Source organism: Petrotoga sp. 9PW.55.5.1 (assembly GCF_003265365.1).
Lineage (GTDB): Bacteria > Thermotogota > Thermotogae > Petrotogales > Petrotogaceae > Petrotoga.
Genome location: NZ_AUPM01000028.1, coordinates 1 through 16,218, shown reverse-complemented (window position 1 = coordinate 16,218; position 16,218 = coordinate 1). Strand labels below are relative to the sequence as shown.

Genomic DNA, 16,218 nt, shown 5'->3' with positions numbered 1-16,218 from the left:
ATTCAACGTTCTTTTTGAGATATTTAGTTCTTTAATAGGAATTTGCTCTTTTTCTATTTCTTGTTTTATGAAATTTTTTAATGTTTTTGTGTTTAAGTAATAACGGTTATCTAAGTTAAAAACACAGTATTTTAGCTGATTGATACTTTTTCCACATTGTTTTTTTAAAATATTGCATCTTTCTTTATCAACCTTTGATAAACACTTTGAGAAGATAAAAGCTGTTTCATACATCATTGGATCGTTGCTTTCTTTTTGTGCTTGAAAGATAGTATCAAGTGAATTGAAAACATTAAAGTTATAATCGTCAAAGTAATAACCAAGGTAAAATCCCAATGGAAAGCTAAAGTTTAAAGCTATACTTTTATCTACATCTTTTAACCACCAACTTATATTGTTTAAAGCTTGTACTATTCCAGATGGATGTGGAACATCTTTCAAAATCTTAAATGCTTTAATATTTAGCTGAGTCGCTTCTTCATATCTTCCTTCATTCTTTTTCTTTCTTGCATCAGCCATGAGGATAAATCCTTTATCAACAGGATTGTTTTCGTATTCTTCACTCCAATGTCGAACCTTTTCCATACTTTCATTGGATTCATAATACAATTCTCGTATGTTTCTTAAAGATTCTACAACGAGTCCTCTAACATATTGAGGAATATTACCAAAGTTATCTCTTAATTCTTTGTATATTACTTCAACTTCTTTAACATCTTTTAACCTTTTTAAAATAATCAATTTTTGTTCTAAAAAAAGATAATACAAACCACCTTTTGATAATCCTTTTATTCCTTCTTCAATTTTTTCAAGTGCTTCTTCATATTTTGCATCCCATTTTAATTTCAATACATCAATGTAATCAATAAATTCTTCATGTTGTTTTGTTGATTCATTCTTTAGATAATCAACAATATAATTCAAAAATGGCCTTGAAAATTGTCCATAGGTAATTATCTTCACTAAAGATTGAAGAGTCATTTTACTAACCCACCTTAGTCATCTAATGTTTACTATTTTGATACATTCATCTTTTATTTTTTACTTAAATTCAACTTAGAGAATTTCTCAAAAAAAGAAGTTTGTAACTCAAAATTAATTATAACATAATATTGATAAAAAGTAAAAAATGCAAGATAATTCCATTAAACAGAATAAAATTTGTCTTAATTAAAGTTTACATAAGGTTTTTTAAGGTAATCTCTCTAAAAATATATTCTAATCTATATTTGAGCTCAATAAAAAAATCACTTGTTTATCATATAGAAAAGGGTATGATAAACATAGAGTACAGAAGTTTTATTTATCAAAATAAGCTATGGGGGTGAAGAAAAAAGTGAAGAGACTTATTGTAATATTCTTAATCATTATTTTAGAGTTGGGGGGAATATTTGTTTTTGGAGGTGATAATACTTCAGAAGATAGAACAAATGGATTTAAAATTGGAGAAATTATAAGTTATATCGAAGAAAGTTGGTAAGTGCAGAATTTAAACTTTTTAAAAAGTTTTGTGAAAAGGATTAAAAAGATGAGAAGTGTTTAGTAAGTTGGGAATGTATTATTAAAGGGAAGGAATCGGCCTGACCCCCTGTTATTGGAGAATAAATAAGGAAATCTTACTTTTTCACAAAAATAGTTTTGCAATTAAAACAATTATTATCATCAGAAAAGATTCTACTAAATTCACTCGGTGTCATATAATTCAAAGAACCATGTGGTCTTAAGTTATGATAAAAGAACATATAAGCGTTGTAAGCTTGGAAAGCATCTTCAATATTTTCAAAAGAATTCAGTTGAACAAACTCTCTTTCAAGGCTTGAATGATGTGATTCAATGAATGCTTGTGAATTAGGATTGTTTTTGTAAAAAATAAGATATTTGCGCGCAAAGGAAACATCCTGCAGGAAAATAAAATTGAAAGCGAGAGGAGGTGCAGAAAAGTGAAATTAACTCAGGAAATTGAAGTTAAGAAAGCACTCAATCCGAAAGACCTATGGAATATTAATAAAGAACAAAACAAGGAACTCTTAAAAAAAGCAGGAGTGGATTTTTCTACAGCAAAGAGAGAAATTATGAATATTTGTGATTCCGGTTGTTAGAAAATTAGGCTCAGGCTTTTTTGCCTGAGCCTATATAACTACTGAAAGGTAATAATTCAATTAATGCAACTCAGGTAGAGCATCCTAACAAAGATAATTGCTTTTTAAAAGATTTAATTTGTACTATGAAATTGAAAAAGGGGGATTAATAAAATGCAGTTTAGCAAAAATAATATAATAATAGAATTATCAAAAAGAGAGAAAACAATTCTTTGGAATCCTTTAGTTGGGGCTATGATTTCTGTTAATCCACAAATCGGTAAGATTTTTGAGAAAAGATCATTAGCAGATTTGAAAAATTTAGGAACAGCTACTATAGATGAATTTTTGGAAAGTGGATTTTTGTACCAAAGGGCTGAAGAAGAATATACAAGGATTATTGAAATGTACAATCTTTATAATGAAGTAATGAGTGAAAAAGCCATGTCATTTGTACTTGTTCCTACTTACAACTGTAACTTTAAGTGTGCATATTGTTTTGAAAAAGATGAAATCAAAAATAATAATTCTATAATTAGCGACGAAGTTATTGAAAAAGCTTTTACAGCAATGAATGCTTTGAAAAATGAAAAATTATTTGCTGAAAAAGCATTAGCTATTTTTGGTGGAGAACCTTTGATAGATATGCCTGGAATGAAAGAAAAAATTGAAAAAATCCTTGACAGAGCTCGAATATGGGACTTTAAACATATAAAAATCGTTACTAATGGAAGTACCATTCATAAGTATATAGATTTATTAAAAAAATATGATGTAGATACCATTCAAATAACTATTGATGGCCCGAAGAATATACATGACAAAAGAAGGATTTTCAAAGACGGTAAAGGAAGTTTTGATTTGATAATGAATAATATGAAATCCTTACTGAAATCAAATTTTAAAGTTCATCTTAGAATAAATTTAGATTTGAATAATATAGAACATTTGCCAGAATTAATAGAAATATGTAATAAAGAAAAAATTTTTCTTATGAGAACCTTTATATTGCTCCAGCAGTCGTTGGAGAATTGGGACAAGAAAGAAATTACTCTGGTTTTGCCAATATAAATCATATTTTAGAAAAACTTTTAATTTATTTTGAAAAATATAAAGGAATTAAGGATAATATTTCTCTGGCAGCTTGGCCAGGAGCTAAATATATACAATATGTAGTAGATAATAAAAAACCTTATATTCCTATTTTTTCTCATTGTGATTCTAATTTTCATACTTATGTTTTAGATTTATGTGGAGATATATATGCTTGTCCAGATATAATTGGAAGAAAGGAATATAGTGTAGGTACTTTTCTTCCTGAATTGAGCTTAGAATCGGAGAAATTAAGAAAATGGAGAAATAGAACAATCTTTAACCTGAAAAGCTGTTTAGAGTGTAATTATGCAGCCATTTGTGGAGGAGGTTGTACCTTAGAAGCAATCAATAAATTCAACAATCCACTTCATAATTTTTGCATTAAATCCGAGTTAAAGAAAATACTTGAATTGTTGTTTGATTACTATTATGATGAATTGTTTCAATGAAAGATATATTTTTGAAGCAATAAATAAAGAGAGGGTTAAAAAATGAGAAGGATTTTGTTGGTATCTCCAACCTTGAATAGTATCACACCTTGGAATAGGTCTATACAACCTCCATTGGGTTTGCTATACTTGGCATCAAGCCTTAATACTTTAAATAACAAGATTTTAATTTATGATTTTAATCTTGCTAGACAATTTGAAAATAATATAATAGGAATAATTAAAAGATTTAAACCCGACATACTGGGACTGTCTTTAAAAACAGTAAATTTTCATGATGGTTTAAAAATTTCTTGCATCGCAAAAGAAATTAACCCAAATATTATTACCATAGTTGGAGGCCCTCATATAACAACTTCCATGATGAATGAAAATAACTATCATTTTCAGCTAACATTAATGGAAATGAATAAAAATAAGGCTGATATAGGGGTAATTGGAGAAGGAGAAGAAACCTTCAAAGAGCTTGCATCAGTCACTTCTTACTCAAATAAAAAAGAGCTTGAAGAAATCAAAGGAATTATTTTCAGAAGTGGTAATAAATGGGTAAAAACTGAAGATAGGCCTCTAATTCAGGACATAGATAATATTCCTTTTCCCGATTATTCATTTTTACCCTATCATTGGACATATGATTCTTATTTAATGATAACTTCACGGGGGTGTCCCTCAAAGTGTTCTTTTTGTGATGCAAGAGTAATATGGGGTGGTGTTTATCGTCAAAGAACTGCAGAAAATATTTTGGCTGAAATTAATTTTCATACTCATACTTTAAAAAAATCAAAGGAATTTTTGATTAGTTTTACAGATGACACTTTCATGGTTGATCAAAAAAGAGTTGCAGAAATTTGCGAAGGCATTCTAAAAAACAATTATAAAATAAATTGGCAATGTGAAGCAAGAGCAGTAGACACTCAAAATTTAAATTTACTTAAATTAATGAGGAAAGCTGGGTGTAAATCAGTATTTTTAGGATTAGAATCCGGGGATGCAAATACTTATAAAAAAGTTTTAAAACCGAACAGTTTTGATCTTGTTTTAAAGGCTGTAAATAACATTAAAGAATCGGGGATGGCAGTAGTTGGTTCTTTTATTATTGATTTCCCATGGGATAACAATAAAACTATTAGGGAAACCATTAAGTTTGCTAAAAGCTTGGAATTAGATTCAATTTCTTGTGCTTTCGCGACACCTTTCCCGGGTACAGATTTTTTTAATAAATATGATCATAATCAAAAAATATATAGGTATTATTCTGACGATTTATATAAAAATTATGATATAGGGATACCCAAATTTTTAAATGATGAATTGACATTAAATAATTTGCTTAATTATCAGAAAGAACTTTATTTTAGTGTTAAGAATTCTTTCATTCCTTTAAAGCGAAAAAATATAAGCAAGGGAAATTTGGAGAATTACTTTTCATCTAGCTGTTTAATTAATCGAAGATAAATTCTACATAATAAAGTAATCTATAAGCAAATATTTTCTCTAACTTTTGTTATAATAATTTGTAAATAATTTTTTATAACTTTGAAAAAATAAGGGGGAAAAAACAAATCATGGAATTACTTTTAAGAAATAAGAATTTCTTATTATTATTTTTGGGAACGTTACTTGGTACTCTTGGGGGATCAATTTTTTTCATATCTGTTGTTTGGACAGCTGCAAGTGAACTTGGTGGAGCCACAGCTGTTAGTGTAGTGCTGAGTTTTCAGGCTCTCCCTATAATTATTACTGCTCCGTTTGTAGGATTGTTTGTTGATAAAAGGAAGAAAAAGAATATATTAGTTAGTTCTTCTCTAATAGATGGTATAGTATTACTATTTTTAGCTTTATTACTAAAAATGAATATTTTGAATATTTGGATGCTTTCAATAACTATTTTTGTTCAACAATTCGTTGGAAGTTTTATGGGATCTTCTTTTCAAACTTTGATTCCTTTGATAGTTAAAGATGAAGATTTGTCAAAAGCTAATTCACTTATGTCTTCTGCAAATATGCTTGCTCAGTTAGTTGGTTTAGGAATAGGTGGGATATTAGTGGCTTTTTTAGGATTACAAGGTGTTGTAATTTTCAATGGATTACTATTTATAGCTTCTGCAATTTGTGAAATTTTTATAAACTACAAAGAAGAGATAGGAAAAGTCGTCACAGAGATTAAAACTTTCACAGGGATAAAAGAAGGATTCGCATATGCATGGAAAAAGATAGAAATAAAAGGACTTATATTGTTAGAAGGTGCTTCAGATTTCTTTGGATTAGCTCTTTTTGTTTTACTCCCTGTTATAACTCAAGAAGTATTAAAAATAGGTGCTGAAGGATATGGAATTCTCCAAGCAATGTCTTCGGTTGGAAGTTTAGTATGCGGTATATTGATGTCGTTTATAACAGAAGTAAAGAGAAAATATTTATGGATGACGATATTTGGGGTAATATTGGGCATTACTTTCTCAATGATCGGAGTAATTAGCTCTTTCTGGATTCTTGCGGTTTTATTGTTTATTCAGGGACTTTTGATTGGTTACGACAATATTATTATAAGCGTTATATTGCAAAGAGAGACTGATCGATACTACAGAGGTAGAGTTTTTTCTTTTAGAAGCATGTTTAACAGCATACTAAGACCTATAGGATATATGTTTGTCAGCCTTTTGCTGTTGTTTTTATCTATCAACCAACTGATAATTTCTTATGGAATCATTATAGCTATCCTTTCTCTATTCTACCTACTAATTCCCTATGCATCAAAAAGGGCTAAAGTTGAAGAACAAGGGTCAACCACCCACCGTCTATAGAGGCGGGGTGGTTGACCTTTTGCTTGGTGTAATAATCTTTAAAATCATATATAACAAAACAAATTCCAAAGGGTTTGTTATTGTTTTATCGTTTAAAGAAATTGATTCAAGATAGTTCATGAATGACCTTCCAAACTGTCCACAAGTTGATAACTTAGTAACTAATTTTAAAGGCATTTGAATTATCTCCTTATGAATATATCTGCTTTGTTTCCTGATTGTTATTTAAAAATAACATAATATTTACTTTTGTTCCAATGTTAACGAGTGAATATACAGTTACTTTTTTATCTTTAAACTATTGTATCATAACCCTTATCAAAAAAGGGAAAGCGAAAACAGAGTATAAAACACGATAAAAAACATCGAAATTAAAGTTTACATAAGCTTTTTTGAGGTAATCTCTAAAAATATATTCTAATCTATATTTGAGCTCAATAAAAAAATCACTTGCTTATCATATAGAAAAGGGTATGATAAACATAGAGTACAGAAGTTTTATTTATCAAATTATGATATCCAAGTCAGTGAACTCGCTTTTTTAGGCAACAATCAAAGGTCTTTTGACATGAAGAAAAAATTTAATGCTAAAATATTGATAAAACTTAAGTTTTAGAATTTCTAAAGCGACTAAACATTATAATAGGGGAGGTTATTTGAATGCTAAGATATAAAAACTCGAATTATAATGTTATTTTTGAGGATGGAGACAAAGTTGTTTTTGTTAATCTTTTAACAGAAGCTATTGCGACTGTAAATAAAGAAAAATATAATAAAATAAAAGAAATAATGGAATCGCCAAATAAAGAATGGTCAAGAGAATATGTAGATTTAAAAAATAACCTTATATATGGTGGTTATTTAATAGAAGAGAATTTTGATGAAATGCAACATCTAAAGACAATGAACTATAGAAGTAGATATGGTGTTAGTTTCATAAGTTTCACAATAATGCCTACAATGAGATGCAATTTGGATTGTATTTATTGCTATGAAACACATGAAGGACCAACTATGGATGATCAAACAACTGAAACAGTTGCAAATTATATTTCAATTGTAGCAAAAAGCAAGCGAAGAATACATATTGGCTGGTTTGGTGGTGAACCTCTTTTAAGATTTGATACTATAAAATATATCAATGAGAAAGTGATAAAAACCTGTGAAGAATATAAAACTAATTTTTCTTCTTCCATTTCAACAAATGGATACTTACTTTCAGCTGAAAAAGCCAAGCTATTTGACGAATTAATGATACGCAACGTACAAATAACTCTTGATGGCCCAAAAGAATACCATGACAAGTATAGGCCCTTAAAGGGTGGAGGACCAACGTTTGATACCTTGTTTGAAAATATAAAAAATTTCTTCGAATTGACAAAAGAAGCAAGAATAACTCTAAGAGTTAACGTTGGTCCAGATAATTATGACGCAATATATAAGTTGGTGGATGCGCTTAAAATTCTTCCCAAAAACCGTCTAAGAATTTATTTTAGATGGATATTTCAAGGTGGGGAAACAGAGAAAGAAATTCACCATGAAGTTATGAATTTTAGAGGAGAAAATTCTTACGAAAAGTTGGCTAAATTCTATTACTATGCAGCTCAAAAAGGATTTGAAACTTTTCTTCCTATTCTTTCTAATCCGATTTATTGTGAATATGACTGTGAATCTTCTATTTTAATAGGGCCTAAAGGTGAAGTTTTTCCTTGCACAGTTGCAGTAAATGAGGGGAACGACTTTGGAAAAGTAACAGGCAATGGCATCGAATATGATAAAACAAAGTATCTTTTATGGTATAAACATGATGCTTTTCAAGATGAAGAATGTAAAAAGTGCAAGTTACTTCCCCAATGTTTTGGAGGATGTAGAAATGCTATAGTGAATTCAGGAGTCAGAGGATGCCCAGAAGAAAAAACTGCTTTAGAATCTTTCGCAAGATTGTGGTATTTCACAAAAGACATGGAAAGAAAGCTGAAAGCGGTGGAAAAAGATGAAAGTATCAAGGTATAATAAGCTTATAGAAAAAGATAACTATCTCATTTTATTTAATAGCATTTCAAATGCCATTCTATATGTTGAACCAAACAAAGTAAAAGAAGTTAAAGAAGTTCTTGAAAGTGGAAATATAGAAGAAATAAAACTATCTGACGAAGATATAGAAAAGTTGAAAAAAGGATTATACATTATTCCTGATGAATTTGACGAAATAACATATTTGAAAATGAGGTTAAACAATTACAAATACAGTGATAGATTTTTAAGATACACGATAAGTCTAACCGAAGAATGTAATTTTTCTTGTGTTTATTGCTATCAACAAATGTTGATAACTTTAATGGATAAGAAACCCGCAAAAATAGCCAAAAACCTTGTAAACACAATTCTAAATATGACGGAAAAAAGATTTGAGGAAGAACACCCTAAAGTATTGAGCATAACTTTTTATGGAGGAGAACCGCTTCTTGCACTTGATGAATTAGAAACGTTAAGTAAAGGTTTTGAAGAAATGTGTAAGAAGTTCGACGTAAAGTATGAAGCGAATGTCGTAACGAACGGTTATTTGTTAACTCATGACATTGTCAATAGACTACTGAACTGTGGAGTAAACTCAGTAATAATAACAATTGATGGAGATAAGACTCTTCATGACAAGTATAGAAAGACTAAAAATGACAAGCCTACTTTTGATAAAATTATGGAAAATATAAACTATGCACAAGATAAGATGTATGTAACCATTAGAACAAATATCTCTAAAAATAGTATAGAAAATGTGAAAAAAATGATAAAGATTCTTGCAGAAAAGAGATGGAGAGTTGATTTTGATTTTCAACCAGTTGAGGTTGTGGAAGAACTATCTACTGGGTTTAATGATGAAATGCTTACATTGAGAGAATTTGCTAATGTGGAAGCAGAACTTTACAAAGAAGTCATCACACTCATACACGATTATCCATTCAATCCATTTAGAAGATTAAGAATGGCCAGATGTGATGCCTTATGTAAAAATAGTTGTGTAATAGATGTCGATGGGAGTATTTACAAATGTTGGGGAGAGATAGGAAATAAATTTTCTTCTGTAGGTAAAATAACAAAAGAAGATATAGAATTAAACCATAAATTTGAAAAATGGATAACTTACGAACCATTCGAAGATCAAAAATGTATGGAATGTTCTGTACTTCCAATGTGTATGGGAGGATGCGTTTTTAATGCAGTTGTTGTTGATAGGTTAAATGGCTCTCCATGGAGGAAACCATACACATGCATTCCTTTAAAATACAATCTAAAAGAAATGGTTTCTTTATTATCTAATAAAAAATTAGGAGTAAAAATTTAAAAGGGGTGGTGAAATTATGGAATTCATAAATGAACCTGTGTTTGATAAAGACAGATATTTAGCTGCTTGTGGAGAAAATGGCGAGAAGGAAGGTTGCGAAACAGTTAAAAATTGTGATTATTGCCACAATCCACAGTGTAACACACTATGTCGGGATAAAAAATTTCCTTGGCAATGTGCAAATGGAGAAAACAATTAAATTAGCCTTATTTGCAATTAGAAATGATGGCAGAGATTAATCAATCGAAAAGTAGGGTTCAATCGTAGTATCTTTAGGATGAGATTTACTGCATCCACGATATAAATAAAAATGTGATCTTAAAAATATCGAAAAGGTAATGATTATTGCATGATAATGATGCAAAATAGTGTATGTTTGTTTAATTTCCATCTTTCGTAAGATATGAATGAAGGGACGATATTCTGGAAACGATAAAAACACAAAACCTAACGAAGATATTTAAAGTAAAAAAGAAAGAAATAAAAGCCATACAAGATATAAACCTATCCATTCAAAATGGAGAAATATTTGTTTTGCTTGGACCAAATGGAGCAGGGAAAACTACCTTTCTAAAAACCATCTCCACTCTCATACTACCAACATATGGAGATGCTTGGGTTAACGGATACAACATTAAAAAAGATGAGTACAAGGTAAGAAAATCGATAGGGTTATCAACAGGATTTGAAAGATCATTTTATTACAGATTGAATGGTTATCAAAACCTTGAATTCTTTGGTACTTTGTACGGTATAAAAGGTAAGGACTTAAAAGAAAGGATAAATTTTTTACTCAATCTGTTCAATTTAGAAGACGCCAAAGATTTAAAGTATATGAAATACTCAACCGGTATGAAGAAAAAACTTTCTTTAGCAAGAGCATTATTACATGATCCTAATGTATACATATTCGATGAACCAACATCTTCCATCGACCCAATAAGCGCAAGTGAGATAAGAGACATAATTCTATCTCTCAAGGATAAAAATAAAACTATTATACTTTCCACACACGATATGCATGAAGCAGAACTTCTTGCCGATAGGATAGGCATATTAAACAAAGGGAATATGCTCGCTGTTGATAAAAAAGAAAACTTAAAAAAAGTATTAAAAAAAGAAATAATAAAAGTGAAAATAGATAAAGGTATCAGTGAAGATTTAATCGCACAAGACGGCATCAAAGAAAAGATAAACCTATTTAGAAAGATAAAAGATGACGAATTTGAAATAGAAGTCGAAAATTCTTCAGAAGTACTTGATCAACTGATAGAAAAACTGAAAAACCAAGACAGAAAGATACTTACAATAAATGTTGAAACACCTTCAATAGAAGAAGTATTCATAAACTTTGTAAGGAATGATAAAAAATGAGTTTTTTAAAAAAATTATGGATATTCATTAAAAGAGGATTCATAACAAACTTCAGTTATAGAACGTACGCAATACTTGGAATAGCAAGTATGCTGATAGGTGTTTTAAGGTTTGGATTCATGGCTAATTTTTTGCAAGAAGGGAACACCTTCCCCTTGCTTGAACCATACGGTGGAGACTTAATGGCATTTCTAATAACAGGAACAATGTATATGAGTTATGTCTCAGTTGCATTAGATTCTTTTAGAAATTCTATAAGGTCAGAACAAACAATGGGAACACTCGAGTATTTATTGATGAGTAACACACCATTGTGGCAACTGTTAATATTCAATGGAATAAACAGTTTCATATGGACTACAATAAATGTAGGAGTTATTTTTTTGTTTCTGGTTTTGATATTCGATATTCAAATGACAATAAATATAATTTTATCGTTATTCATTTTAATACTTTCAATAATATGTATAAGTGGGATAGGGCTTATGAGTGCAGGAGTAATAATGGTAACAAAGATGGGAGATCCAATAAGTTGGATTTTTAGTACACTGTCTGGCCTTGTTAGTGGAGTACTATACCCAATATCCATATTACCAGCATGGTTGAGGAGTTTTTCATATTTTTTGCCACCCACATATGCTTTAAGTGCTTTAAGAAAATCGTTACTAACAGGAGCCACGTTTATGGATGTAAAAAACGAGATAACAGTTTTGATAATAATGAGTTTACTTACAATACCTTTGGGATTATTACTGTTCAGATTTGGTTTCAATAAGGCAAGAGAAACTGGTAGTTTGATTGAGTATTAAAATCAATAAAGTATCAAAATTCTATTTATCTCAAACAAGCGGATTCATAACAACGGTTTAAGGTATATTCAATAGACATTACAATAAAAAATAGTTCAAATATAGTTAGAAGAAGGTGATGAAAATTGAAAAAAAGAGGAAAGATAACGATAGGCTCGATAGTAATAATAGCAATAGTTGTGGTTATAGGAATAATAATCTTTCCAACTGGTAATACTGCCCGAACTCAATCGAGTGGACTTCCTTCTTTATATTTAGAATACCAAGTAAGATCAGGAGAAATAGGAGATTCGATAGAAGTTATAGGGAATATAACAGCAGAAATTGAGTCTGTTATTCCAAAAGTATCAGGGGAAGTAGTAGAAGTATATGTTAAAAAGGGAGACAAGGTAGAAAAGGGCCAAGTTATAGCAAAGATAGATGATCTTGATTATCAGATAGCGTATTTAAATGCGTTGAATGATTACGAATCCTCAACTAATATTGGAGAAAGGATGAAAGAAGTAAAGCGATTACAGTTAGAAAAGGCCAAAAAGAATTTAGAGGATACACAGATAAAAGCACCTGTGTCAGGTATAGTTAACGAAGTTAATATTTCAAAGGGAGATGTAATAAGAAACACAGACACAGCTTTTGTAATAATTAATGCTGATACAATAAAAGTTAAATCGGCAGTGGACGAAATAGAATATCCCTATGTAAAAGAAGGAATGGAAGCAACAATAAAAATAGAGCCGCTGAACTTAGAACTACCAGGTAGAATAGAGTGGATAAGTTTTTCTTCGACTACAGAAAGCGGTATTGTTGTAAGTGGGAGTGGCATTGTGATTGTACCTATTGAAATAGTATTCATTGAAGACCCCTTAAAATATAATATATTTTCCGGAATGACAGTAGATATAGAAATAGTTACATTAAGATTAGAAAACACTGTAGCTATTCCAAAAGAAGCTTTGTATTATGGAGAAAACGGAAGTAAGTTTGTGTATAAAAAAACAGCAGAAGGTGGGATGGAACCGGTTCATGTGCAAACAGGTAGAGAAACTAGCAGTGTAGTAGAAATAACAGAAGGATTGAAAGTAGGAGATACGGTTTTGGTTTTACCTTCTCAAGAAGACGCCCAAAGAATACTGCAAAATTATGGTATCCAAATATAAATTTCATTTGATAAACCTACTAAACTTTCTAGAGGCAACAACGGAGAATGGCAGTAAAAAGAGCTTTAGCCAGGTTCAGTCTATAGAGGTGAATGTAGGTGGAAATACTTAAAGAGACGATAAGGTCATTACTTTCTAATAAATTAAGGACATTTCTTTCAATGCTTGGAATAATAATAGGCGTTGGAGCAGTTATGACCATTATAACAATAGGAGATGGGGCTCGTAAACAGATAGTTGATACACTTGGAGGTTTAGGAGCCGACATTATGCTTATTAATTCCAGCGAAACTTCTTTTTATTCTTCAAATCCCATGACAATACAAGATGCTGAAAATATGCAAAATCAGATTCCATACATTAAATCAGCAACAAGCGTCCTGACTTGGGGTGGAGTTAATACAACAACCGCTCAGAAAAGTACCGATTGCTTAGTATTTGGAGCTTTCCCTTCAATTTTTGAAACGATGAATTTAGAACTCGCGTATGGAAGAGCTATAGAAAATGAAGATGATTTTAGAAACGTTGCCGTTATTGGCTATAATGTAGCTAATAAATTATTTCAAAGTGAAAACCCTTTGGGGAAACAAATTACTTTACATTTTACTACTAATAAGGGAAGTATAAAACTTTCATTTGAGGTAATAGGTGTGTTAAAGAAAACAGGTACTAGGATAGCTTTCAATGTAGATGAAATGATAATAATACCTAATCGTTTTGCAGATTATAGGATATTTAATTACAGAGGAAGAACAAGACAGATACTCGCCACCTCTATCGATGAAAATAGTTCAGACTTAGCATTAGCGGGAGTCGATCTTTATCTCTTTAATAAATTTAAAGATACAAAATATTACAGTATAATAAGTCAAAACGCTATGTTAGAAGCAACAAATCAAATTGTAGGAATTATTAATGTCATATTAGTAGGGATAGCGGCAATATCGTTAGTAGTTGGTGGAATAGGGATAATGAATATAATGCTTGTTACAGTCAAAGAAAGGACAAGAGAGATAGGTATAAAAATGGCGATAGGAGCAACAAGACAAAGGATACTGCTTGAGTTTTTAGTTGAAAGTATAATCTTAACGGTAGTAGCAGGTTTAATAGGAATAATGTTGGGAGGATTTTTATCAACCTTGATTGCTTATTTTGGTCGAGCATTTGGATTAAGTACGTTGATAACTTGGAAGTCTATAGTTTTATCTTTTGGTATTTCAGTGGCAATAGGCTTGTTTTTTGGTATATATCCAGCCAATCAAGCTTCCAAATTGAGTCCGGTTGAAGCTTTAAGATATGAATGAAGGGATGATATTCTGGAAACGGCCTCATCCCTTATTTTATTTTACCATTTCTTTCATTCTTCTCCAATCATTCTAAATTTCATTCCTTTCAAGAATTATTTATTATTATTATTATTTTTCTAATGCTTCTTTTCTGTATAGATCCAAAACGTATTTGAAATCTACAGCTCGTCTTAATATTACCATTTCATATTCATCTTTAAACTTTTCTGATACATAATATACACATATTCCTTTTACAGCTTCAACTTGAAATACAGAATGAGTTTCTTGCAAAAAAACAAGGTCTAACTTGTATGGCTTAAAAATCTCTTCAAAATCATTATATACAGCAGAATATAATTTGTACACATGTTTAACCTTTTCCAATTCAAATAGAAAGACTACTCCTACATCTATATCAGTAAGAGGATCACCTATTTTGACATCATCTGAATCGCTACTTAATAATTTAAAGGCTTTATCTTTTTGTGAGCCAAAAAGATAAACCAAGCCAATTTTATATTTTTTACAAAGAGACTCTAACAATTCATATTTATTAATATTCATATTTTACACCTGCTGTATTTTTTCCATATATATTTTAACATAAATTAGTCAACAAAAATTAAGATCTATTTTCCAAATCATCTCGAAATTAATTTTTCTTTTGTGCTCAAGCAAACACTTCCAAAGTTTCAATAAGTTCTTTTCTTTCTTCACCTTCAAAAACATAGAAAGAAGTTGCAGATAATCTTCTTTTTAAAGTGTATTTCTTCACAAATACATTAATTTCTTTTGGTACCTTTGGTCTTAATTCTTTTGGTATGTTTCTTATTTCATAATACCTTCCATAGTTCATTATGAACTTTTTTATTCTAATTCTAAAAGCATTTGAATTATCTCCTTCTACATATATCTGTTTTTGTTCCGTAATTGTCATTTAAAAACAACATAATATTTACTTTGATTCCAATGTTAACAAGTCAATAGTTAATCGTTTTTCTCTTTTTAATTAATTAAATCATAACTATCATCAATAAAGAGAAAGCGAAAACAGAGTACAAAACATGATAAAAAACATCTTAATTAAAGTTTACATAAGGTTTTTTGAGCCAATCTCTGAAAATACGTTTCTAACTATATTTAAGCCCAATAAAAAAATTACTTGAAAATCATATAGAAAAGGGTATGATAAAAATAGGGTACAGAAATTTTATTTATCAAAATAAGTTATGGATTTTAATCTTTTAAAGAGTATTGCAAAAAGGATTAAAAAAATGACGAATATTTGAACATAGTGAGCAAAGGAAACATCCTGCAGGAGAGATAACAAAAATTAAAACGGGAGGAGGTGAATAAAATGACAAAGTTAAACACAAGTTCGAGAGTAGTGCCAGCTTGTGGTTGCTTCGTTGTTTCTTGTGGAAATAAACCAAAAACTTAGTAATAAAATATAATGAGTTAGGAAGTAAAGATCAACGATTCCTTTTCCGTAAGGAATGTTATAAAAGATTTATTATTTGAATATATTAAAAATACTGTTAAGGATGGGAAATAATGAAAAAAAAGAAAAATAAAAGTTATATGAAACTTTTAAAATATTCTAAAAAATATATAAAGTATCAAAAAATTCCTCTTATTCTTGCTCCAATATTATTGTTAGTTTCAGTCGTGTCTCCTTTTTTAATTAGATACTTTATCGATGATATAATTGGTAAAAACAAATTTTCTCAGATATTGCCTTTCTTTTTCTTTTTTGTCCTTGTTGTTTTATTAGAAAGAATCATATCTTTTTTTGTTAACTATGGATATTACAAATCTATGAA

General features: G+C 29.9%; 16 protein-coding genes and 3 pseudogenes. 14 read left to right on the top strand and 5 right to left on the bottom strand.

The features are described 5' to 3' along the window. Positions 1-981, bottom strand: a pseudogene (locus PW5551_RS03925) (hypothetical protein); the annotation flags it as partial. 355 nt (positions 982-1,336) lie between these two features. Between PW5551_RS03925 and PW5551_RS10165 the strand changes: the two are divergent. Next, positions 1,337-1,480, top strand: a complete 144-nt coding sequence (locus PW5551_RS10165) for a hypothetical protein (RefSeq protein WP_158245401.1) — start codon at positions 1,337-1,339, stop codon at positions 1,478-1,480. A gap of 136 nt (positions 1,481-1,616) precedes the next feature. Here PW5551_RS10165 and PW5551_RS03920 read toward each other — a convergent pair. Next, a pseudogene (locus tag PW5551_RS03920) lies at positions 1,617-1,862 on the bottom strand (integrase core domain-containing protein); the annotation flags it as partial. 78 nt (positions 1,863-1,940) lie between these two features. Between PW5551_RS03920 and PW5551_RS10160 the strand changes: the two are divergent. The 5 genes from PW5551_RS10160 to PW5551_RS03900 all read left to right on the top strand — a co-directional run bounded on the left by PW5551_RS10160 (position 1,941) and on the right by PW5551_RS03900 (position 6,423). Beyond that, the gene (locus PW5551_RS10160) at positions 1,941-2,099 is read left to right on the top strand and encodes a hypothetical protein (protein ID WP_158245400.1); all 159 of its coding nucleotides are present in this window, start codon (positions 1,941-1,943) and stop codon (positions 2,097-2,099) included. Between the two features lie 153 nt (positions 2,100-2,252). Beyond that, positions 2,253-3,149 (top strand): radical SAM protein, encoded by an 897-nt coding sequence (locus tag PW5551_RS03915; RefSeq protein ID WP_113074498.1) that lies wholly within the window; start codon positions 2,253-2,255, stop codon positions 3,147-3,149. Continuing rightward, positions 3,110-3,622, top strand: a complete 513-nt coding sequence (locus tag PW5551_RS03910; protein ID WP_158526131.1) for an SPASM domain-containing protein — start codon at positions 3,110-3,112, stop codon at positions 3,620-3,622. The genes PW5551_RS03915 and PW5551_RS03910 overlap by 40 nt, the downstream gene beginning before the upstream one ends. A gap of 42 nt (positions 3,623-3,664) precedes the next feature. Next, positions 3,665-5,077 carry a B12-binding domain-containing radical SAM protein gene (locus tag PW5551_RS03905; protein WP_113074496.1) on the top strand — a complete coding sequence of 471 codons (1,413 nt, stop codon included), beginning with the start codon at positions 3,665-3,667 and terminating at the stop codon, positions 5,075-5,077. A gap of 110 nt (positions 5,078-5,187) precedes the next feature. Further along, complete coding sequence (locus PW5551_RS03900; protein WP_113074495.1) at positions 5,188-6,423, top strand: MFS transporter; 1,236 nt, start codon at positions 5,188-5,190, stop codon at positions 6,421-6,423. Here PW5551_RS03900 and PW5551_RS03895 read toward each other — a convergent pair. Beyond that, positions 6,418-6,600, bottom strand: a complete 183-nt coding sequence (locus PW5551_RS03895; RefSeq protein ID WP_113074494.1) for a hypothetical protein — start codon at positions 6,598-6,600, stop codon at positions 6,418-6,420. The two genes, PW5551_RS03900 and PW5551_RS03895, sit on opposite strands and share 6 nt — an antisense overlap. A 483-nt stretch (positions 6,601-7,083) precedes the next feature. Between PW5551_RS03895 and PW5551_RS03890 the strand changes: the two genes are divergently transcribed. The 7 genes from PW5551_RS03890 to PW5551_RS03860 all read left to right on the top strand — a co-directional run bounded on the left by PW5551_RS03890 (position 7,084) and on the right by PW5551_RS03860 (position 14,410). Further along, the gene (locus PW5551_RS03890) at positions 7,084-8,436 is read left to right on the top strand and encodes a radical SAM/SPASM domain-containing protein (protein WP_113074493.1); all 1,353 of its coding nucleotides are present in this window, start codon (positions 7,084-7,086) and stop codon (positions 8,434-8,436) included. Then, on the top strand, positions 8,417-9,766 hold the full coding sequence (locus PW5551_RS03885) for a radical SAM/SPASM domain-containing protein (RefSeq protein WP_113074492.1): 1,350 nt from the start codon (positions 8,417-8,419) through the stop codon (positions 9,764-9,766). Before PW5551_RS03890 ends, PW5551_RS03885 begins: the two co-directional genes overlap by 20 nt. A gap of 16 nt (positions 9,767-9,782) precedes the next feature. Further along, positions 9,783-9,965: a hypothetical protein gene (locus tag PW5551_RS03880; RefSeq protein ID WP_113074491.1), complete on the top strand. Its 183-nt coding sequence runs from the start codon at positions 9,783-9,785 to the stop codon at positions 9,963-9,965. Between the two features lie 221 nt (positions 9,966-10,186). Beyond that, positions 10,187-11,140 carry an ATP-binding cassette domain-containing protein gene (locus PW5551_RS03875; protein ID WP_370445903.1) on the top strand — a complete coding sequence of 318 codons (954 nt, stop codon included), beginning with the start codon at positions 10,187-10,189 and terminating at the stop codon, positions 11,138-11,140. Next, a complete protein-coding gene (locus PW5551_RS03870; protein ID WP_113074489.1) occupies positions 11,137-11,949 on the top strand; it encodes an ABC transporter permease in 813 nt (270 codons plus the stop codon). The genes PW5551_RS03875 and PW5551_RS03870 overlap by 4 nt, the downstream gene beginning before the upstream one ends. Before the next feature lie 125 nt (positions 11,950-12,074). Continuing rightward, the gene (locus PW5551_RS03865; protein ID WP_113074488.1) at positions 12,075-13,106 is read left to right on the top strand and encodes an efflux RND transporter periplasmic adaptor subunit; all 1,032 of its coding nucleotides are present in this window, start codon (positions 12,075-12,077) and stop codon (positions 13,104-13,106) included. A gap of 98 nt (positions 13,107-13,204) precedes the next feature. Further along, complete coding sequence (locus PW5551_RS03860; protein WP_113074487.1) at positions 13,205-14,410, top strand: ABC transporter permease; 1,206 nt, start codon at positions 13,205-13,207, stop codon at positions 14,408-14,410. Positions 14,411-14,521: 111 nt separating this feature from the next. Here the strand turns inward: PW5551_RS03860 and PW5551_RS03855 are convergent, their stop codons facing one another. Next, positions 14,522-14,959 carry a nucleotidyltransferase domain-containing protein gene (locus tag PW5551_RS03855; protein ID WP_113074486.1) on the bottom strand — a complete coding sequence of 146 codons (438 nt, stop codon included), beginning with the start codon at positions 14,957-14,959 and terminating at the stop codon, positions 14,522-14,524. Between the two features lie 106 nt (positions 14,960-15,065). Continuing rightward, on the bottom strand, positions 15,066-15,332 hold the full coding sequence (locus PW5551_RS03850) for a hypothetical protein (RefSeq protein ID WP_233488427.1): 267 nt from the start codon (positions 15,330-15,332) through the stop codon (positions 15,066-15,068). A 617-nt stretch (positions 15,333-15,949) separates the two neighbouring features. On the opposite strand from PW5551_RS03850, the pseudogene PW5551_RS03845 reads away from it, so the two are divergent. Beyond that, positions 15,950-16,218 (top strand): annotated as a pseudogene (locus tag PW5551_RS03845) (ABC transporter ATP-binding protein); the annotation flags it as partial.

Coding starts and splice junctions, on each gene's coding strand:
- PW5551_RS03855 (WP_113074486.1), bottom strand. CDS start 14,959: ATGAATATTAATAAATATGAATTGTTAGAGTCTCTTTGTAAAAAATAT.
- PW5551_RS03895 (WP_113074494.1), bottom strand. CDS start 6,600: ATGCCTTTAAAATTAGTTACTAAGTTATCAACTTGTGGACAGTTTGGA.
- PW5551_RS03900 (WP_113074495.1), top strand. CDS start 5,188: ATGGAATTACTTTTAAGAAATAAGAATTTCTTATTATTATTTTTGGGA.
- PW5551_RS03850 (WP_233488427.1), bottom strand. CDS start 15,332: ATGACAATTACGGAACAAAAACAGATATATGTAGAAGGAGATAATTCA.
- PW5551_RS03905 (WP_113074496.1), top strand. CDS start 3,665: ATGAGAAGGATTTTGTTGGTATCTCCAACCTTGAATAGTATCACACCT.
- PW5551_RS03890 (WP_113074493.1), top strand. CDS start 7,084: ATGCTAAGATATAAAAACTCGAATTATAATGTTATTTTTGAGGATGGA.
- PW5551_RS03880 (WP_113074491.1), top strand. CDS start 9,783: ATGGAATTCATAAATGAACCTGTGTTTGATAAAGACAGATATTTAGCT.
- PW5551_RS03885 (WP_113074492.1), top strand. CDS start 8,417: ATGAAAGTATCAAGGTATAATAAGCTTATAGAAAAAGATAACTATCTC.
- PW5551_RS03915 (WP_113074498.1), top strand. CDS start 2,253: ATGCAGTTTAGCAAAAATAATATAATAATAGAATTATCAAAAAGAGAG.
- PW5551_RS03870 (WP_113074489.1), top strand. CDS start 11,137: ATGAGTTTTTTAAAAAAATTATGGATATTCATTAAAAGAGGATTCATA.